The organism is Massilia sp. 9I (genome assembly GCF_902506415.1).
GTDB lineage: Bacteria > Pseudomonadota > Gammaproteobacteria > Burkholderiales > Burkholderiaceae_D > Telluria.
The window spans coordinates 3,628,454-3,646,333 of sequence record NZ_LR733275.1 but is presented as its reverse complement, the minus strand read 5'-3'; the positions used below and the strand labels follow the sequence as shown (position 1 = coordinate 3,646,333).

Annotated in this window: 17 protein-coding genes; 13 read left to right on the top strand and 4 right to left on the bottom strand. The window is 67.1% G+C overall.

Annotation, left to right across the window (positions count from 1 at the left end):
* Nucleotides 1-22: 22 nt before the first annotated feature.
* From GV068_RS16325 to GV068_RS16310, 4 genes are read left to right on the top strand one after another with little or no spacing between them, the layout of a single operon-like run.
* Nucleotides 23-1,072, top strand: a complete 1,050-nt coding sequence (locus tag GV068_RS16325; RefSeq protein WP_159699988.1) for a glucokinase — start codon at nucleotides 23-25, stop codon at nucleotides 1,070-1,072.
* Nucleotides 1,059-2,396, top strand: coding sequence for an MFS transporter (locus tag GV068_RS16320; protein WP_159699985.1), 1,338 nt, complete (start codon nucleotides 1,059-1,061; stop codon nucleotides 2,394-2,396). The genes GV068_RS16325 and GV068_RS16320 overlap by 14 nt, the downstream gene beginning before the upstream one ends.
* Nucleotides 2,393-4,591 (top strand): heme-degrading domain-containing protein, encoded by a 2,199-nt coding sequence (locus GV068_RS16315; protein WP_159699982.1) that lies wholly within the window; start codon nucleotides 2,393-2,395, stop codon nucleotides 4,589-4,591. Before GV068_RS16320 ends, GV068_RS16315 begins: the two co-directional genes overlap by 4 nt.
* A complete protein-coding gene (locus GV068_RS16310) occupies nucleotides 4,591-5,577 on the top strand; it encodes a Gfo/Idh/MocA family protein (RefSeq protein WP_159699979.1) in 987 nt (328 codons plus the stop codon). The genes GV068_RS16315 and GV068_RS16310 overlap by 1 nt, the downstream gene beginning before the upstream one ends.
* Here GV068_RS16310 and GV068_RS16305 read toward each other — a convergent pair.
* A complete protein-coding gene (locus GV068_RS16305) occupies nucleotides 5,559-7,334 on the bottom strand; it encodes an ABC transporter ATP-binding protein (RefSeq protein WP_159699976.1) in 1,776 nt (591 codons plus the stop codon). The genes GV068_RS16310 and GV068_RS16305 overlap by 19 nt on opposite strands.
* Before the next feature lie 124 nt (nucleotides 7,335-7,458).
* On the opposite strand from GV068_RS16305, the gene GV068_RS16300 reads away from it, so the two are divergent.
* The 8 genes from GV068_RS16300 (at nucleotide 7,459) to mnhG (ending at nucleotide 14,340) form a co-directional block, all read left to right on the top strand.
* The gene (locus tag GV068_RS16300; RefSeq protein ID WP_159699973.1) at nucleotides 7,459-8,010 is read left to right on the top strand and encodes a hypothetical protein; all 552 of its coding nucleotides are present in this window, start codon (nucleotides 7,459-7,461) and stop codon (nucleotides 8,008-8,010) included.
* A gap of 114 nt (nucleotides 8,011-8,124) precedes the next feature.
* Nucleotides 8,125-8,268 (top strand): hypothetical protein, encoded by a 144-nt coding sequence (locus GV068_RS16295; protein ID WP_159699970.1) that lies wholly within the window; start codon nucleotides 8,125-8,127, stop codon nucleotides 8,266-8,268.
* Between the two features lie 24 nt (nucleotides 8,269-8,292).
* The gene (locus GV068_RS16290) at nucleotides 8,293-11,214 is read left to right on the top strand and encodes a monovalent cation/H+ antiporter subunit A (protein WP_159699968.1); all 2,922 of its coding nucleotides are present in this window, start codon (nucleotides 8,293-8,295) and stop codon (nucleotides 11,212-11,214) included.
* On the top strand, nucleotides 11,214-11,558 hold the full coding sequence (locus GV068_RS16285) for a Na+/H+ antiporter subunit C (protein WP_159699965.1): 345 nt from the start codon (nucleotides 11,214-11,216) through the stop codon (nucleotides 11,556-11,558). The genes GV068_RS16290 and GV068_RS16285 overlap by 1 nt, the downstream gene beginning before the upstream one ends.
* Nucleotides 11,555-13,168 carry a monovalent cation/H+ antiporter subunit D gene (locus tag GV068_RS16280; RefSeq protein WP_159699962.1) on the top strand — a complete coding sequence of 538 codons (1,614 nt, stop codon included), beginning with the start codon at nucleotides 11,555-11,557 and terminating at the stop codon, nucleotides 13,166-13,168. The genes GV068_RS16285 and GV068_RS16280 overlap by 4 nt, the downstream gene beginning before the upstream one ends.
* A complete protein-coding gene (locus GV068_RS16275; protein ID WP_159699959.1) occupies nucleotides 13,165-13,683 on the top strand; it encodes a Na+/H+ antiporter subunit E in 519 nt (172 codons plus the stop codon). The genes GV068_RS16280 and GV068_RS16275 overlap by 4 nt, the downstream gene beginning before the upstream one ends.
* Nucleotides 13,667-13,945 (top strand): K+/H+ antiporter subunit F, encoded by a 279-nt coding sequence (locus tag GV068_RS16270; protein ID WP_159699956.1) that lies wholly within the window; start codon nucleotides 13,667-13,669, stop codon nucleotides 13,943-13,945. Before GV068_RS16275 ends, GV068_RS16270 begins: the two co-directional genes overlap by 17 nt.
* Nucleotides 13,942-14,340 (top strand): monovalent cation/H(+) antiporter subunit G, encoded by a 399-nt coding sequence (gene mnhG, locus GV068_RS16265; protein WP_159699953.1) that lies wholly within the window; start codon nucleotides 13,942-13,944, stop codon nucleotides 14,338-14,340. The genes GV068_RS16270 and mnhG overlap by 4 nt, the downstream gene beginning before the upstream one ends.
* Before the next feature lie 4 nt (nucleotides 14,341-14,344).
* On the opposite strand, the gene GV068_RS16260 is transcribed toward mnhG, so the two are convergent.
* Nucleotides 14,345-15,274, bottom strand: coding sequence for a LysR family transcriptional regulator (locus GV068_RS16260; RefSeq protein WP_159699950.1), 930 nt, complete (start codon nucleotides 15,272-15,274; stop codon nucleotides 14,345-14,347).
* Nucleotides 15,275-15,380: 106 nt separating this feature from the next.
* On the opposite strand from GV068_RS16260, the gene GV068_RS16255 reads away from it, so the two are divergent.
* Nucleotides 15,381-16,124, top strand: a complete 744-nt coding sequence (locus GV068_RS16255; protein WP_159699947.1) for an SDR family oxidoreductase — start codon at nucleotides 15,381-15,383, stop codon at nucleotides 16,122-16,124.
* Nucleotides 16,125-16,191: 67 nt separating this feature from the next.
* On the opposite strand, the gene ssb is transcribed toward GV068_RS16255, so the two are convergent.
* Entirely contained in the window at nucleotides 16,192-16,695 is a 504-nt protein-coding gene (ssb, locus tag GV068_RS16250) for a single-stranded DNA-binding protein (protein ID WP_159699944.1), read from the bottom strand.
* A 169-nt stretch (nucleotides 16,696-16,864) separates the two neighbouring features.
* Nucleotides 16,865-17,590: an acetyltransferase gene (locus GV068_RS16245; RefSeq protein ID WP_159699941.1), complete on the bottom strand. Its 726-nt coding sequence runs from the start codon at nucleotides 17,588-17,590 to the stop codon at nucleotides 16,865-16,867.
* Between the last annotated feature and the right edge of the window lie 290 nt (nucleotides 17,591-17,880).

Here is a 17,880-nt window from a genome sequence, read left to right as displayed (position 1 = left end):
CCGCACATAAGAAGGAGGAGACATGAACGATTACATCGACGGGCCACGCTTAGTGGCCGACATCGGCGGCACCAACGCCCGCTTCGCGCTCGAGACGGGTCCCGGCAGGATCGAGGCCATGCTGACCCTGGCCTGCGCCGACTACCCGCGCTTGGAGGATGCAGTCCACGCCTACCTGGCGCATTGCGGCGCACCGGTGGCGCATGCCGTGATCGCGATCGCCAACCCGGTCGACGGCGACGCCATCCGCATGACCAACCACCACTGGGGCTTTTCGATCGAGGCCGCGCGCGCGGAACTGAAGCTCACGACCCTGCTGGTGGTGAACGACTTCACCGCGCTGGCGATGGCGCTTCCCGCGCTGGGTCCGGCCGACCTGATGCAGGTGGGCGGCGGCGCCGCGCGGGCCGGCAGCGCCATCGGCCTGGTGGGCGCCGGCACCGGCCTCGGGGTCTCCGGCCTGCTCGCATCAAGCGGGCGCTGGGTGCCGCTGCACAGCGAAGGCGGCCACGTCGCCTTTTCCCCGCTCGACGAGCGCGAAGTCGACGTCCTGCGCTACTGCTGGCAGCGTTACGACCATGTGTCGGCCGAGCGCTTCGTCTCCGGTCCCGGCATCGCCCTGATCCGCGAAGCGCTGGCGGCTGGCCGCGGCATTGCCTTCGACGCAGAGCTGTCTCCGGCGCAGATCGTCTCGCGCGCGCTGAGCGGCGGCGATGCCCTGAGCCGCGAAGCGGTCGACTGCTTCTGCGGCATGCTCGGCACCGTCGCCGCCAACCTGGCGGTGACGCTGGGCGCGCAGGGCGGGGTCTACATCGGCGGCGGCGTGGTACCACGCCTGGGCGAGTACTTTATTGACTCGCCCTTCCGCGCCCGCTTCGAGAAGAAGGGCCGCTTCAGCACCTTTACCGCGCAGATTCCGACCTGGGTCATCACGGCGCCCTATCCGGCCCTGACCGGCGCGGCTGGCATCCTGGCCGACCATCTGCAGCGTCATCCTGCGCCGGCGCGACCACGCCGCCGCGTCCGTTCAGTTTCGCCGACCCACGCGGAGGTCGAACATGCGGTCCGCTAAACCCGCCGTATCGCCGCTGCTGTGGGTGCCGACCGGCTACTTCACGATGGCGCTCGGCTACGTGATGCTCACCAGCGTCACCGCCATCATGTTCAAGAACCTCGGCATGGACAACGGCCGCGCGGCCCAGTATTCGAGCCTGCTGATCCTGGCCTACACCATCAAGCCGCTGTTCGCGCCTTTCGTCGAGATGTACCGCACCAAGAAGTTCTTCGTGCTGTGCGCGCAGGTGCTGATCGGCCTGGGCTTTGCCGGTGTCGGCCTGTCCCTGGGACTGCCCGGCTATATGGGCTTCCTGATGGTGGTGTTCTTCGCGCTCTCCTTCATCGGCGCCACCCAGGACATCGCCAGCGACGGCGTCTACGTCACCTCGCTGGACACGCGCGCCCAGTCGCTCTACTGCGGCATCCAGAGCCTGTCCTGGAATATCGGCCCCATCGTGGCGGCCGGCGGCATGGTGTTCCTGAGCGGTTACCTGCACACCAAGGTGTTCGGCCATGACCCGACCATCTTCGGGCCGGACTGGATCGACGCCTGGCGCGTGATCTTCTTCCTGGTCGCCGGCATCACCCTTCTGATGGCGCTATGGCACCTGCGCTTCATGCCGCAAGGGGCGCGGGCAGCCGACACACCCTCCAGCGTACGCGACGCCGGCCGCATCCTGCTGGACGCCTTCGTCACCCTGTTCCAGAAGCGCGGCGTATGGCGCATGATCGCCTTCGCTTTCCTGTTCCGGCTCAGCATCGGCTTTCTCGAGAAGATCGGCCCCTTCTTCATGGTCGACCCGGTGTCGAAAGGTGGGCTGGGTCTGTCCAACGAGATGCTCGGCCTGATCTACGGCACCTATGGCCTGGCGGCCGTGCTGCTCGGCTCCCTGCTGGGCGGCTGGTACGTGGCCAGGCGCGGACTGAAGGCGACCCTGTTCGTGCTGTGCTGCGCGGTGAACATCCCGAACGTCACCTTCCTCATCATGAGCATTTACCTGCCCAGTAGCCTGCTTGCCATAACGGCGGGGGTCGTGATCGAGAAGTTCTTCTTCGGTTTCGGGGCGGTCGGCTTCATGATCTACCTGATGCAGCAGCTCGCGCCGGGCAAGTACACCACCACGCACTACGCCTTCGGCACCGGCCTGATGGCGCTGAGCGGCATGGTGACGGGCGTGGTCAGTGGCCACCTGCAGGAGATGATGGGTTACGTCAGCTACTTCGTGTTCGTGATGGTTGCGACGATTCCTTCCTTCCTGGCGACCTGGTTCGCGCCCTTTTACCACGATGACGGCAGCACGCCGGCAAAGGATGGGCAGGCCAGGGCGGTGCCGGCATGAAGCGGCTGTCCCTGCTGCTGACATTGTGCGCGGCCGGCGGCGCGCTGGCCGCACCCGAGGCGATCATCAAGGTGAACCAGCTCGCCTTCCTGCCGGCGTCACAGAAGCTGGCCGTCGTGCCCGCGGAGGCAAAGGGCGGGCGCTTCGACATCGTCGATGCGGAGGGCAAGCCGGTCTTCAGCGGCACCCTCGGCAGCCCGGTGCGCTGGGATGCATCAGGCGAGACGGTACGCATCGCCGGCTTCAGCGGCGTCAACGTGCCGGGGCGCTACCGCGTGAAGGTCGACGGCCTGGCGCCCTCCGATCCGTTCACGGTCGGCCCGGATGCCTACCGGGCGCTGGGCGCCGCCTCGCTGAAGGCCTACTACTTCAACCGCAGCGCCATCGCGCTGGCGCCGAAGCACGCCGGTGTTTATGCCCGGCCCGCCGGACATCCGGATGATCGCGTGCGGGTGCACGCCTCGGCGGCATCGAGCACCCGTCCTGCGGGCAGCGTCATCGCCAGTTCCAGGGGCTGGTACGACGCCGGCGACTACAACAAATACCTGCCCAGCTCGGGCATCTCGACCTATACGCTGCTGGCCGCCTACGAGCATTTCCCGGCCTGGTTCGAGCGCCTGGACGTGAACATCCCTGAATCCGGCAACGGCGTCCCGGACGTCGTCGACGAGGCCATGTGGAACCTGGAGTGGATGTTGAGCATGCAGGACCCGGCAGACGGTGGTGTCTACCATAAGCTCACTAACCTGAAGTTCGACGCCATGGTCATGCCGCACCTGGCCATGAAGGAACCGCGCTATGTGGTCGCCAAGAGCACCTCGGCTGCTCTCAACTTTGCCGCCACCATGGCCGCGGCCAGCCGCGTGCTGGCGCCCTACCAGAAGCAGTATCCCGGCATGGCCGCGAAGATGCTGACGGCCGCCGAAAACGCCTGGAAGTGGGCGCAGGCCAATCCGGCCGTGCTGTTCAAGAATCCGCCCGACGTCGTCACCGGCGAATACGGCGACGCCCGCGTGGACGACGAGCTGGCCTGGGCCGCGGCGGAGCTCTACATCAGCACGGGCAAGGACAGCTACTACCTCGCGATGCAGCCGGAGACGGTGTCCGCCACCTATCCCGCCTGGGACGACGTGCGCGGCCTGGCCTGGATGTCGCTGGCCCACCACCGGTCGCGCTTGACCCCGCTCGCCGACCACGCCCTGATCGCCGCCCGCATCGACGGCCTGGCCGCGCGCCTAGCGGCAGAATGGCGCAGCTCCGCCTACCGGGTCCCGATGCGGGCGCAGGACTTCGTCTGGGGCAGCAATGCCGTGATGCTGAACCAAGCCATGATGCTGGTGCAGGGCTACCGTCTGAACGGGAAGCGCGAGTACCTGGAAGCCGCCCAGTCCGCGCTCGACTACGTCCTCGGCCGCAATGCGCTAGGGCTTTCCTTCGTCACCGGTTTCGGCGCGCGGCCCTCCATGCATCCGCACCACCGGCCCTCGCAGGGCGACAGCGTCGCGGCGCCGGTGCCGGGCTGGGTCACCGGCGGGCCACAGCCCTTCCAGCAGGACAAGGCGGAATGCCGGCCCTACCCGAGCACGCTGCCGGCCCTGTCCTATCTCGACCACGTGTGCAGCTTCGCCAGCAACGAGGTCGCCATCAACTGGAACGCGCCGCTGGTCTACCTGACGGCTGCGCTGTCCGAACTCACGCCACAGGCCCGCACCATGAGTGAACACGGCAATGCGCTGGACGTCCTGCGCCGCCAGGAACAGCTGCTGCAGTTCGACAGCTTCAGCAACGATACGGCGCTGGAGATCGGTCTCAAGCTTGTGGAACTGGCGCGCGCCAACAAGCAGGTGATCAGCGTCGAGATCGCACGCAACGGCCAGGTGCTGTTCGCCCACGGCATGACCGGTGCGCCGGCCGACCATGGGGACTGGATCCGCCGCAAGAGCAAGCTGGTCAACCGTACCGGCCACAGCTCCTTCTACGTCCACACCGAGGTGGTGCAGAACGGCGGCGACATCGATGCCATTCCCAGCTTCGACATCCGGGAGTATGCTGCACATGGCGGCTCCTTCCCGGTGGTGGTCAAGGGAACCGGCCAGGTCGGCACCATCACCGTCTCGGGCCTGCCGGGTCCGGATGACCACCGGCTGGTGGTGACCGTGCTGAAGGATTACCTCAAGGTGAGGGAGGCTCTCTGATGAGTGAAACGGTACGGTGGGGCATCCTGGGCACAGGCGGCATCGCGCGCGCCTTTGCGCTCGGCCTCAAGCACGCGCCCGGCGCCGTGCTGGCGGCGGTCGGCTCGCGCACGCTGGACAATGCCCAGGCCTTCGCGCGCGAACTCGGCATCGAGCAGGCCTACGGTTCCTACGAGGAGCTGGCCGGCGCCGATGGCGTCGACATCATCTACATCGGCACGCCCCACCCCATGCACGCCGCGAACGCGCTGCTGGCGCTCGGCGGCGGCAAGGCGGTGTTGTGCGAAAAGCCCTTCGCCATGAACCGGCGCGAAGCCGGCGAAGTGGTGGCGCTGGCACGGGCAAAACAGCTGTTCCTGATGGAAGCCATGTGGACCCGCTTCATGCCGGCGCTGGCCGAGGTGAAGCGCATCATGGCGTCTGGCGAGATCGGCACGGTCACGCAGGTGCATGCCGACTTCGGCTTCTCCGCCACGCTCGATCCCGAACACCGCGTCAACAAGCGCGAACTGGGCGGCGGCGCCCTGCTCGACCTCGGCATCTACCCGCTGTCGATCGCCTGCGCCCTGTTGGGCAGGGTGGAAACGGTACAGGCGCAGGCCATCATGAGCGAGACCGGTGTCGATGCGACCACGGCCTTCACCATGAAGCACGGCGGCGGTACGCTGTCGATTTGCAGCTGCTCGATCCGCGCCCGCTCGGCCTCGGAGCTCATCGTTTCCGGCACCAGGGGCAGCATCCGCATGCACCGCATGTTCCACCTGGCCGAGCGCATCACGGTCGACCTGCAGGATGGTTCCTCGCGCACCATCCCGACGCCCTACCTCGGCAACGGCTACACCCATGAAGCGATCGAGGCGGGGCGCTGCCTGCGCGATGGGCTGATCGAGCATCCCCTCATGACGCACGGAGACACGCTCATGCTGATGACCCTGCTCGACCAGATCCGCGCCCAGATCGGGCTGCGCTACCCTTCGGACGCCTGAAGCGCGCCTGCCGGCACCGGCCGCTCGCCGATCTGCTGGCGCCACATCGCGTAGTACAGGCCCTTCTGCGACACCAGGACCTCGTGCGAACCGGTTTCCACGACGCGTCCTTTTTCCAGCACGTAGATCGTATCCGCATGCATCACGGTCGACAGGCGGTGCGCAATCAGGATCGTGATCTGGCTGGCGCGCGCCGAGATGCTCCGCACCGTGTTGGTGATCTGCTCTTCCGTGAGCGAATCGAGCGCCGACGTCGCCTCGTCAAAAATCAGGAGCCGCGGCTCGCGCACCAGGGCGCGCGCGATCGACAGGCGCTGCTTCTCGCCGCCCGACAGCTTCATGCCGCGTTCGCCGATCACGGTGTCCAGCCCTTCCGGTGACTTCTCGAGCAGATTCAGGCAGGAGGCCTGCGCCATCGCCGCCATGATCTGCTCGTCGGTCGCATCCGGCTTCACGAACAGCAGGTTGTCGCGAATGGTCCCGGCGAACAGGTTGGTCTCCTGGGTCACGAAGCCGATCTGGCGGCGCGCCTCGTTGTAGCGCAGGTCCTCGGTCGAGATCTCGTTGTAGAACACCTGGCCGCGCGCCGGCGTGTACAGGCCGACCAGCAGCTTGACCAGGGTCGACTTGCCCGATCCCGACGGCCCCACGAAGGCCAGGGTCTGGCCCAGCGCGGCGCTGAAGGAGATGTCGACCAGCGAATCCTCCGGCGCGCCCTTGTGGCGAAAGCCCACGTCGGCGAAGCGGATCTGCTCCAGCGGGCCGATCTCGACGAAGTCCTGCGGACGCCGTTCGATCGGTTTGTCCATCAGGGTGCGGAAGTTGAGCAGCGAGGCCTCCACCTCGCGGTGCGCCAGGATGATGTTGCCCAGCTCCTGCAGCGGCGCGAAGATCGCCACCGAGATGAACTGCATCGCGATCAGTTCGCCCGTGGAGAGCACGTTGCGGAAGATCAGCCACAGCAGCGCGAACAGGATCGCCAGCCTCAGGAGGCTCAGGGTACTGCCCTGCAAAAAGGAGAGCAGGCGGATGCGCTTCACCTTTTCCATCTCGAGCGCGAAGATGCTGTCGGTCTGTTCGCGCAGGCGCCGGATCTCGGTGAAGGTCAGGCCCAGGCTCTTGATCAGTTCGATGTTGCGCAGCGACTCGGTGATGAAGCCGGAGTTGCGGTTGGTCTCGCGCACGATCGAGCGCTGCTGGGTCTTGATCTCGCGCGACAGCAGGCCGGTAAGCCCGCCCAGCACCAGCACCCCGACCAGGAACACCGGCACCAGCAGCCAGTGCTTGGTCACCGCGTACCAGATCAGGAAGGAGACCCCGACCAGGGACGCGAACACCGTATTGATGAAGGTGTTGATGAAGCGCTCGCTGTCGGCGCGCACTTTCTGCAGCAGCGACAGGGTCTCGCCGCTGCGCAGGTCCTCGAATTCCTGGTACTTCAGGCGCAGCACGTGGCGCAGGCCGTCGTTGAAGATCGCGACGCCGAGGCGCTGCACGGTCAGGCGCGTCACGTATTCCTGCAGCGCCTTGGCCAGGCGCGACAGCAGGGCCACCAGCACCGCGAGTCCCAGCAGGCGCAGCACGCCAGACACCAGCTGCGCGTCGGTCTTGCTGCCCGGGTGCAGGGCATAGTCGTCGATGATCTTCCCGAAGATGATCGGGTCGACCAGGTTCAGCACCTGTGCCAGGCCCGCCAGCAGCAGGGCCAGGACGGCGAGGCGCCAGTGCGGGCGCAGGTAGCTCCAGAGGATGTGCATGCCTGGATGGTATCAATGCCTCCTGCCGAAGCGCGCACGGCATTTACCTGGCTTTACATGTGCCGCCCTGCGCCGCGCCTGCCCGGCGCCGTTAATGGGGGAAGACGTTCACGCAAGGATTGATATGGTAACGAGCATCGGCAGCGCCACCCTGGCGCCAACTACGCAAGCACAGGCGGCTAAGCCCCGCCCCGAGGACACCACCGTACCCGCGCAGGCCGTCGCCAGCGACAGCGCGGCAACGGAGAACGGCGCCGAAACGCAGAGCGCCCTGTCCAGCGCCACGGCGCGGGTCGGCGACGAGCTGCAGGCACAGGCGGATGCCTCGCGGGTGCAGCGCGCCATCGAGGAAGCACCACCGGCGCCCGAGGGAGCGGAAAGCGGCACGGAGGACACGGAGGACACGGTAACCGCCTCCGCCGCGCCGGCACGCGGCGCGGCGCCCGCCGGTGGCGGAGGCGCAGCGGCGACGAGCGAGACCACGTCTGCCGACTACATCGCCGAAGCCGACACCAACTCGGACAAGAAGGTCAGCGACCAGGAACGCATCGCCTACGAGAAGAAGCTGGAGCAGCAGTCGGAGTCCAAGGCCGCAAACCGCGACCAGTCGTCCGAGCTGAACGCAGCCTACGGCCTGTCGGAAGAGGCAGCGCCGACGCTGGCGGTCACGGCCTGAACTCCTTTGTTGCCGGCATGACCGTGAGGTGTGCCTGAGGTAACGCGTTGCCGTAATCCATGCAAAAACAGTACAGTAGGCATATTTGCCATCTGCGCCCGCATGGAGATTCGCGTGAACGACAGCACAATCCGGGTCTCGTCGCCGCTGCCGTCCCAGCGCTCGCTGCCGGGGACCGGACTGTGCGCGCATAACAAGACCTTCTGCGGCACCTGCTCCCTGCAGGTGCCGCGCGCGGAAGGTGGCGACGATGGCTGAGCGAGCGCCGGGGAGCTGACTGCGATGCTGCTGATACTGCTCCTGCTTCCCTTCGCCGCTTCCTTCATCGCGGCCTGCATGCCCGGCGACTCGCGCGACCGGCCCGCGGCCGTCGCCGGCATCGCCACCCTGATGGCCCTGCTGCTGGCCGTTTCCCGTTTCGACTTCATCGCCGGCGGCGCCGTGCCGCTGGAGCGCTACGCCTGGCTCCCGTCCTATGGGCTCGACATCACGCTGCGCATGGACGGCCTGGCATGGCTCTTCAGCGTGATGGTGTTGGGGATCGGCGCGCTGGTGCTGCTCTACGCGCGCTACTACATGTCGCGGCGCGATCCGGTGGCGCGCTTCTATTCCTACATGATGGCCTTCATGGGGGCGATGCTGGGCGTGGTCCTGTCGGGGAACCTGATCCAGCTGGTGGTGTTCTGGGAGCTCACCAGCGTCACCTCTTTCCTCCTGATCGGCTACTGGCAGGAGCGTAACGACGCGCGCCGCGGCGCCCGCATGGCCTTTACCGTCACCACCATCGGTGGCCTGTGCCTGCTGGCCGGCGTGCTCCTGCTCGGCCACATCGCCGGCAGCTACGAGCTGGAGACCGTGCTGGCGGCCGGGAACCGGATCCGCGCCCACGACTGGTACGTGCCGGCCCTGGTGCTGGTACTGCTGGGAGCCCTGACCAAGAGCGCGCAATTCCCCTTCCACTTCTGGCTGCCGCATGCGATGGCGGCGCCGACACCGGTCTCCGCCTTCCTGCACTCGGCGACCATGGTCAAGGCCGGCGTATTCCTCCTGATGCGCCTGTGGGCGGCGCTGGCCGGCTCCGAGGAATGGTTCTGGATCCTGGGCAGCGCCGGCGTGGCTACCCTGCTGCTGGGTTCCTTCTTCGCGATCTTCCAGTACGACATGAAGGGCCTGCTGGCCTATTCGACCATCAGCCACCTCGGCCTGATCACCGTCCTGCTGAGCATCGGCACGCCGCTGTCGGTGGTGGCGGCCATCTTCCACACCATGAACCACGCGGTGTTCAAGGCTTCGCTGTTCATGGCGGTCGGCATCGTCGACCACGAGACCGGCACGCGCGACATGCGCCGGCTGCGCGGGTTGAGACGGGCCATGCCGCACACGGCGGCGCTGGCGATCGTGGCCAGCGCGGCGATGGCCGGGGTGCCGCTGATGAACGGCTTCCTGTCCAAGGAGATGTTCTTCGCCGAGACCATGATCGTCGGCGGCAGCGACAACTGGTGGATGTCGGTGGCGGCCGGGCTGATGGGCCTGTTCAGCGTGATCTACTCGCTGCGCTTCATCAGCGTGTTCTTCGGCCCGCTGGAGCGCGACCTGCCGGAAGAGCCGCACGAGCCGCCGCGCTGGATGCGGGTGCCGATCGAGTGCCTGGTCCTGCTGTGCATCGCGGTTGGCATGCTGCCCGAGCGCGTGGTGGGCGACGTGCTGGCGGTGGCGGCGGGCTCGGTGCTCGGCCCCACCCTGCCAGAGTACAGCCTGGCCATCTGGCATGGCGTGAACCTGCCGCTCCTGATGAGCGCCATGGCGCTGGCTGGGGGCGTGGTCGCCTACCTCATCCTGCGCAACCGCTTCGAGCTGGCGCAGCGCGAGCGCGTGCCGGTATTGCACCGCGTGAAAGGCGCCCAGCTCTACGAGAACATCATGCTCGGCCTGTCGCAGGGCGCGGCCTGGCTGCTGCGGGTGGCCGGCACCCGGCGCCTGCAGCCGCAGCTGCTGGTCTTGACGGCGGCGATGGCCGCGGTGCCGCTGCTGCTGGCGCAGCCGGTGCTGGATTTCGTCATGCCCGACCCGGCCAATGCCGACCCGCTGTTCGCGCTCCTGTGGCTGATCGGCGCCGGCTGCGCCGTGGCCGCGGCCTGGAAGGCGAAATACCACCGGCTGGCGGCGCTGGCGCTGGTCGGCGGCACCGGCCTGGCCACCAGCGTCACCTTCCTGTGGCTGTCGGCGCCGGACCTGGCGCTCACCCAGCTGATGGTCGAGACGGTGACCACGGTGCTGATCCTGCTCGGCCTGCGCTGGCTGCCGCCGCGCTTCCAGCCTGCCCACCTGAAGGGGCGCGTCCCGCCAGGCTCCTGGCTGCGCCGCTCGCGCGACCTGCTGGTGGCGCTCGCTGGCGGCCTGGGGCTGGCGGCGGCAAGCTACGCGGTTCTCACCTCGCCGCAGGAAGGCGCCAGCGCCGCCCTGCGCGACTTCTTCGTGCTGCGCGCCCTGCCGGAGGGCGGTGGCGCCAACGTGGTCAACGTGCTGCTGGTCGACTTCCGCGGCTTCGACACCATGGGCGAGATCACCGTGCTGTCGGCGGTGGCGCTGACGGTGTATGCCCTGCTGCGCCGCTTCCGCCCGGCGCCCGAGAGTATCGCGATTCCCGTCCAGCAGGCCAACGACGTCGACCCGGCCGTGGGCCAGAAGCCCGCCCAGCAGGCGCGCGACGGCTACCTGATGGTGCAGGCGGTCTACCTGCGCTTCCTGCTCCCGGTGATGGGGGTGGTCGCAGTGTACTTCTTCATGCGCGGGCATAACCTGCCGGGTGGCGGCTTTGTAGCCGGCCTGATCTTCGCCACCTCCCTGATCGTGCAATACATGGTGGCCGGCACCGACTGGGTCGAATCGCACCTGCGCCTGCGGCCGCACCGCTGGATCGGCTGGGGCCTGGCCACCGCCTGCGGCACCGGCATCGGCGCCTGGCTGCTCGGCTATCCCTTCCTGACCAGCCACACCGCGCACCTCACGCTGCCGCTGCTGGGCGAGCTGCACATTCCTTCCGCCTTCGTGTTCGACCTCGGCGTGTTCCTGGTGGTGGTCGGCACCACCATGCTGATCCTGGTGGCGCTGGCGCACCAGTCGCTGCGCAGCCGGCGCACGCCGCCCGGGACCAGCCGCAGCGCCGCACTGGCCGCCATGCCGCCACCCAAGGAGATCCGGTAATGGAAACCGTGCTGTCGCTCGCCATCGGCATCGTGTTCGGCTCCGGCATCTGGCTGCTGCTGCGTCCGCGCAGCTTCCAGGTGCTCACCGGCCTGATGCTGATGTCCTACGCCGTCAACCTGTTCATCTTCGCGATGGGACGCCTCACCGTGGACCAGCCGCCGTTCACGCCCGCCGGCAGCACACCCGACCCGGTACTGCTGGCCGACCCGGTGCCGCAGGCGCTGGTGCTGACCGCCATCGTGATCGGCTTCGCCACCACGGCCCTGTACCTGGTGGTGATGATCGGTGCGCGCGGCCTGACCGGTACCGACCACATCGACGGCGAGGAGCCCGAGGCATGAGCCTGGACTGGACTCGCCACCTGGTGATCGTGCCGGTGCTGCTGCCGCTGCTGTGCGGCGCGCTGCTGGTGCCGCTGACCGAAGGCCGGCACCGCCTCAAGTTCGCGGCCAGCTATGCCTCGGTGCTCGGCCTGATGGCCACCGCGCTGGCGCTCGTGCTGTTCACCGACAACCGCTGGCCGGGCGGCGTGCAGCCCTACTTCGCCGCCAACTGGGCCGCGCCCTTCGGCATCGCGCTGGTGGCCGACCGCTTGTCGAGCATCATGCTGGTGCTCACCGCGCTGCTGGCCCTGGCCGCCCTGCACTACGCGCAGCCGCGCTGGAGCCGGATCGGGGTGCACTTCCATTCGCTGTTCCAGTTCCTGCTCATGGGGATCAACGGCGCCTTCCTGACCCACGACCTGTTCAACCTGTTCGTGTTCTTCGAGGTGATGCTGGCCGCCTCGTATGGCCTGGTCCTGCACGGCTACAACGTGGCGCGCCTGCGCGCCAGCATGCAGTACATCGCCGTCAACCTGGTCGCGGCCCTGTTGTTCCTGATCGGCGTCGCGCTCATCTACGCCACCACCGGCACCCTCAACATGGCCGACCTGGCGGGAAGGATCAATACGCTGGCGCCGCACGCCCTCGGCCTGCTCAAGGTGGGCGTCTCGGTGCTGGCCCTGGCCTTCCTGGCCAAGGCAGCCATGTGGCCGCTCGGCTTCTGGCTGCCCACCACCTACGACGCCGCCTCGCCGCCGGTGGCCGCGATGCTGGTGCTGATGACCAAGGTTGGCGCCTACGTCGTGCTGCGCATCTGGCTGCTGGTGTTCCCGGAAGGCGCCGGCGAGGCGGCGCGCTTCGGCTATGACGCCCTGCTGTGGGGCGGCATGGCGACCATCGTGTTCGGCGCGGCGGGCATGCTGGCCACCGACGGGGTCGGGCGCATGGCCGGCTATGCCGCGATCGTCTCGTCCGGCACGCTGCTGGCCGTGATCGGCTATGGCCAGGCGCCCCTGGTCACCGCCGGCCTGTATTACTACCTGGCCTCCACCATCGCGATCGCCGCCTTCGTGCTGCTGATCGAGCTGGTCGACCGCATCCGCACGCCCGGCGCGGCGATGCTGGCGCTGACCATGGAAGCCTACGCGGTCGAGGACATGCCGGCCGAGCCGAAAGGCCGCGGCGTGCCGGCCGCGATGGCCTTCCTGTCGCTGGCCTTTGCCGCCTGCGCCCTGATCATCGCGGGCCTGCCGCCGCTGTCGGGTTTCGTCGCCAAGTTCGGCATGTTCCATGCGCTGGTCAATCCGGGGCCTGGCCTGCCCCCGATCGGGGCGCGCGGCTGGACCTTGATGGCGCTGGTGATCGGCTCCGGCCTGGTCGCCATCGTGTCGCTGATGCGCTTCGGCGTGCGCACCTTCTGGGCCGCGGAGACGGTCGGCCCGCCGCGCCTGCACGCGGCCGAGGCGCTGCCGGTGGCGGCGCTGCTGCTGGCGTCGGTGCTGCTGACGGTGCAGGCGCAGCCGGTGCTCGACTACCTGGGGCGAGCCAGCGCTGACCTGCACCATCCCGCCCTCTACCTCGACAAGGTGCTGGGCACGCCGCCCGTACCTGGTCCGGAGACGCCATGACGCCCTGGCTGCCCTACCCGATCGTGTCGCTGTCGCTATGCGCGCTGTGGCTGCTGCTGAACCAGACGCTGGATCCGGCCAACCTGCTGTTCGGCGTGGCGTTGGGCATCGCGGTGCCTCTCTTGAGCCGCCGCCTGCAGCCCTTCGGCTATCCGCGCCTGCGCGCGCCGCTGGTGTTCCTGCGCCTGATGGGCATGGCCCTGGTGGAGATCGTGCACTCCTGCTTCAACGTGTCGCGCATCATCCTGCTGCGCGACTACAAAACGGTGAATGCGCAGTTCATCCGGGTGCCGCTCACGATCCGCGATCCCTACGGGCTGGCGATGCTGTCCTGCCTGATCAACATGACGCCGGGGACGGTGTGGGTGGAGATCCTGCCGGAGCACCATGAGCTGTCGCTGCACGTGTTCGACCTGCACGACCAGCAGTGGTGGATCGACACCATCAAGGGCCGCTACGAAGCGCCGCTCATCCAGATATTCGAATCGGAGAATGACCATGCAAACCCTGCTTGAACTGGCGATCGGCTACGCCATGGTGTGCGTGCTGGTGGCGATGGGCTTCTGCGCGCTGCGCCTGCTGATCGGCCCGTCGGCGCACGACCGCGTGCTGGCCCTGGACACGCTGTGGATGTCCGGCATGCTGCTGGCCCTGGTGCTGGGCATCCGCTTCGGCACCCAGGTCTACTTTGAGGTGGCGATCCTGATCGCGCTGGTCGGCTTCGTGTCGACGGTGGCGATGGCGAAGTTCCTGATGCGCGGGGAGATTATCGAATGAGCGGCATCGAATACTTGCCTGCCTGGGCCGCACTTCCCGTGGCGGTACTGCTGGTGCTGGGCGCGAGCATCGTCCTGATCGGCGCACTTGGCCTGCTGCGCCTGCCCACCTTCTACCAGCGCATCCATGGCCCCGCGCTCACGGTGACGCTCGGCGCCGGCTGCCTGCTGCTGGCCTCGATGGTCTATTTCACGGCGGCGCAATCGCGCCCGGTCATCCACGAGATCATCATCGCGGTCTTTATCCTGATGACGGCGCCGGTGGTGTCGATGACGATCATGCGCGCCGCCGTCTACCGCGACCTGCGGGCACGCAAGCGCGATTCCGGGGTGACGCTTGGCGGAGTATACGGCATCGTCGAGGAGACCGAGGGCAAGCCGCCCGGCGAAGCCTAGGCGCTCATCCGCTCGTGAAGCGGCCGGCAATGCCGCGCGCCCGGAACTGGTCGACCACATACTCGACGAAGACGCGGACCTTGGCCGGCACCAGCTTGCGGCTTGCGTAATAGATGAACAGGGGCCGGGTCGTCGCATGCCAGCGAGGCAGGATGCGCACCAGTTCACCGCGCTCCAGCAGCGGCAGCGCGTGCGGTAGCGGCAGCAGCGCAATCCCGATCCCACAGGCCGCGGCGCGCGCCATCGCTTCCGGGTCGTCGAACACGGCGGCTGGACGGATCTCGGCCACCACTTGTTCTCCGCTGTCGCTCTGCAGTTCCCAGCTGACCAGCCGGCGCGATACGATCGAGCGCCGCAGCAGGCCGCGGTGGCCGGCCAGCGCGGATGGGTCTTGCGGCGTGCCCTGGCGTTCGAGATAGGCGGGCGAGGCCACCGGCACGATCCGTACCTGCGACAGCTCGCGCGCCACCAGGCCTTCGGTCAGCTCGATGCCGCCGCCAATGGCGACGTCGAAGCCTTCCGCCACGAGATCGACCTGTCGGTTCTCGAACCAGACGTCGGGCACGATGTCCGGGTACTGCGCCAGGAAGTCTTCCAGCAGCGGCACGAAGTACATCCGCCCAACCGCAGGCGCCATCGAAATCTTGAGGTTCCCCGCCGGCTTGCCAGCGCCCTGGCGCAGCTCGCCGAAGGCGTCGGCGATGTCGCGCCAGGGCAGGCCCACCTGGCGGTACAGCAGCTCGCCTTCCGCCGTCATGCTCAGGCTGCGCGTGCTGCGCTGGAACAGGCGCACGCCCAGCCCGGCTTCCAGACGCGCCACGCTCTTGCTGACCGCGGCCGGCGTCACGCCCAGGCGGCGCGCCGCCGCCGAGAAACCGGCTTCTTCAACGGACGCGATGAAGGCGTCCAGGTGGATGGCGAGTTCATTTTGCATGTCTCGTCTTATACCACGGGTTGAAAATGTTATGCCTGGGTTGCTACTACCGCTATCGATTCCCTTGGCCGATACTGGCTTCCATCAACCCAAGAAAGGAAACATCATGAACACCAGGCTCGAAGGAAAAGTGGCATTCATCAGCGGCGGTTCGCGCGGCATCGGCGCAGCGATCGCTCAGCGCCTCGCCAGCGAAGGCGCGCAGGTCGTGATCGGCTATGCGGCCTCCAGCGCCGCGGCGCTGGCCCTCGTCGACCGCATCGAAACCGGCGGCGGCAAGGCTATCGCGGTGCAGGCCGATGCCGCCGATCCGGTGGCGCTGACCAAAGCCATCGACGATGCGGCGGCACGTTTCGGCCGGCTCGACATCCTGGTCAACAACGCCGGCGTCCTGCTGCTCGGGCCGGTGGACGAATTCTCGCTCGAAGACTTCGACCGCACCCTGGCCGTCAACGTGCGCGCCGTGTTCGTCGCGGCAAAAGCAGCGGCGGCCCACATGCGTGACGGCGGCCGGATCATCAACATCAGCAGCACCAACGCCTTGCGCATGCCCTTCACCGGCGGCGCCGCCTACGCGATGAGCAAGTCGGCCCTGACCGGCCTGGCCAAGGGCCTGGCGCGCGACCTCGGCCCCCGCAACATCACGGTCAATAACGTCCAGCCGGGCCCGGTGGACACCGACATGAACCCGGCCGAAGGCGAGTTCGCCAGCTTCCTGCATGGCCTGATGGCAGTGCCGCGCCACGGTCACGTCGACGAGATCGCCGGCATGGTGGCCTACCTGGCCAGTCCGGAAGCGGCCTTCGTCACCGGCGCCGACCTGCTGATCGACGGCGGCTTCGCGGCCTGAAGCCGAATAAAAAAACGGATGAGCCCAAAGGCCCATCCGTTTTCGTTTCTACCGAAGCGTCGTTTGATCAGAACGGGATGTCGTCATCCATGTCCGAGAAGTTCGGCGCCGGACGCTGCGGCTGCGGACGGGCTGCCGGTGCCGGCGGCGCCTGGCGCGGGGCCGGACGCTGCTGCGGCTCGTAGCCACCGCCGTCATCCATGCCGCCACCCATGCCGGCGTCGCCGCCCATGCCTTGGCGGCCGCCCAGCATCTGCATGTTTTCAGCGATGATGTCGGTCGCGTAGCGCTCGATGCCGTCCTTGTCGGTGTACTTGCGGGTCTGCAGGCGGCCTTCGACGTAGACCGAGGAGCCCTTCTTGAGGTACTGGCCCACGATCTCGGCCAGGCGGCCGAAGAACGAGATGCGGTGCCATTCGGTCAGTTCTTTCTGTTCGCCGGTCTGGCGGTCCTTCGACTTGTACGAGGTGGCGACCGCGATGTTCGCGATGGCGTCGCCGCTCGGCATGTAGCGGATTTCCGGATCGCGGCCCAGGTTGCCGACGATAATGACCTTGTTAACTGATGCCATTTTGATACTCCATTGAGTTTTGTAGAGCCCTGACTCTGCACATGACTAAGCGTCAGGGAACGTGGTGCTGCAACTAACTATTATGGGGCCGACGAGCAGGAATCGAAAGTGCTTTTTTGCGTCTTGCCGGCGCAATGATCCGGGTCAAAAGAGCAGGTCCATACCCGAATCAGGTCTGCTTTCCGTGCATGGCTTCATAGGCCTCGCGGCTGGCCTTCAGGTTGGCGATAATGGCGAGGGCCCGGTCATCGTCCTCGGTCATGTCTTGCAGGAAGGCGGCGTTGTTGTCGCGGATCCAGGTCAGCGGCATGTCCCACCAGGCCAGGTCGACCAGGGCGGCCCGCACCGCTTCGGAGAAGCGGAAACGGATCAGCTTGGCCGGCGCACCGGCGTAGATGCCGTAGGGTTCCGAGCGGAAGTTGGGCGGCAATACCGAGCGCGCGCCGATGACGCAGCCGTTCTCGATGATCCCGCCGCCCAGCATCATGGCCTCGTCGCCGATCCAGACGTCGTTCTTGATGACGGAATCGCCATACTGCGGCGGCGGCGCGTTCATCAAGCCCATGCCGGCGACCGAAAACATGTGGGTGGAAATCGTGCGCATCTCGTGCTGGCCGTTGAGCAGGAATTTCAGGCGCAGACCGCCCGCCACGAAGCGGCCGACGGCCAGGCCTTGCGCGTTGCCGTCGTACTTGGCCAGCGAGCCCACTCCGAAGCCCGAGCAGCGGCCGATGTAGAAGGTGCCGGCCTCCGGTTCCTCGTCCAGCCAGTTGCGGAAGAAACCGTGCGGGATGGTACTGGTGCCGCCGCTGGCGTAGCCCATCACCATGAATTGCTTGGCCCAGGGATGGTCTTCCTGGACACCGCTGAAATCGTCTTCGGTAAAAATCTGCATGCTTGTCTCGCGTGAGTGATTGGCAAGTTCTCGAGAACTTGCACCAAGCCAACACTCTACTATGAAGCCTCCCGCGGCGATACTCGGAAAAAACCTAAAAAAAGTGTCGATTATTGCCGACTGAACTATTGAACTAGCGGCCGGACGCATCAGATACCTCACTTCACCCACGTCGCCTCGTGTGTCCTAGCGGCACAAAAGTGCTGGATGCATGTACAGCACTTCGAAAAACCGGCTACACTAATGGGTTCTCCCTGACAGGCCCGCTCACCGCGATAAACTTTGTGCGC

Coding starts and splice junctions, on each gene's coding strand:
- GV068_RS16275 (WP_159699959.1), top strand. CDS start 13,165: ATGACGCCCTGGCTGCCCTACCCGATCGTGTCGCTGTCGCTATGCGCG.
- GV068_RS16260 (WP_159699950.1), bottom strand. CDS start 15,274: ATGCAAAATGAACTCGCCATCCACCTGGACGCCTTCATCGCGTCCGTT.
- GV068_RS16255 (WP_159699947.1), top strand. CDS start 15,381: ATGAACACCAGGCTCGAAGGAAAAGTGGCATTCATCAGCGGCGGTTCG.
- GV068_RS16285 (WP_159699965.1), top strand. CDS start 11,214: ATGGAAACCGTGCTGTCGCTCGCCATCGGCATCGTGTTCGGCTCCGGC.
- mnhG (WP_159699953.1), top strand. CDS start 13,942: ATGAGCGGCATCGAATACTTGCCTGCCTGGGCCGCACTTCCCGTGGCG.
- GV068_RS16305 (WP_159699976.1), bottom strand. CDS start 7,334: ATGCACATCCTCTGGAGCTACCTGCGCCCGCACTGGCGCCTCGCCGTC.
- GV068_RS16270 (WP_159699956.1), top strand. CDS start 13,667: ATGCAAACCCTGCTTGAACTGGCGATCGGCTACGCCATGGTGTGCGTG.
- GV068_RS16315 (WP_159699982.1), top strand. CDS start 2,393: ATGAAGCGGCTGTCCCTGCTGCTGACATTGTGCGCGGCCGGCGGCGCG.
- GV068_RS16325 (WP_159699988.1), top strand. CDS start 23: ATGAACGATTACATCGACGGGCCACGCTTAGTGGCCGACATCGGCGGC.
- GV068_RS16310 (WP_159699979.1), top strand. CDS start 4,591: ATGAGTGAAACGGTACGGTGGGGCATCCTGGGCACAGGCGGCATCGCG.
- ssb (WP_159699944.1), bottom strand. CDS start 16,695: ATGGCATCAGTTAACAAGGTCATTATCGTCGGCAACCTGGGCCGCGAT.
- GV068_RS16245 (WP_159699941.1), bottom strand. CDS start 17,590: ATGCAGATTTTTACCGAAGACGATTTCAGCGGTGTCCAGGAAGACCAT.
- GV068_RS16320 (WP_159699985.1), top strand. CDS start 1,059: ATGCGGTCCGCTAAACCCGCCGTATCGCCGCTGCTGTGGGTGCCGACC.
- GV068_RS16300 (WP_159699973.1), top strand. CDS start 7,459: ATGGTAACGAGCATCGGCAGCGCCACCCTGGCGCCAACTACGCAAGCA.
- GV068_RS16290 (WP_159699968.1), top strand. CDS start 8,293: ATGCTGCTGATACTGCTCCTGCTTCCCTTCGCCGCTTCCTTCATCGCG.
- GV068_RS16280 (WP_159699962.1), top strand. CDS start 11,555: ATGAGCCTGGACTGGACTCGCCACCTGGTGATCGTGCCGGTGCTGCTG.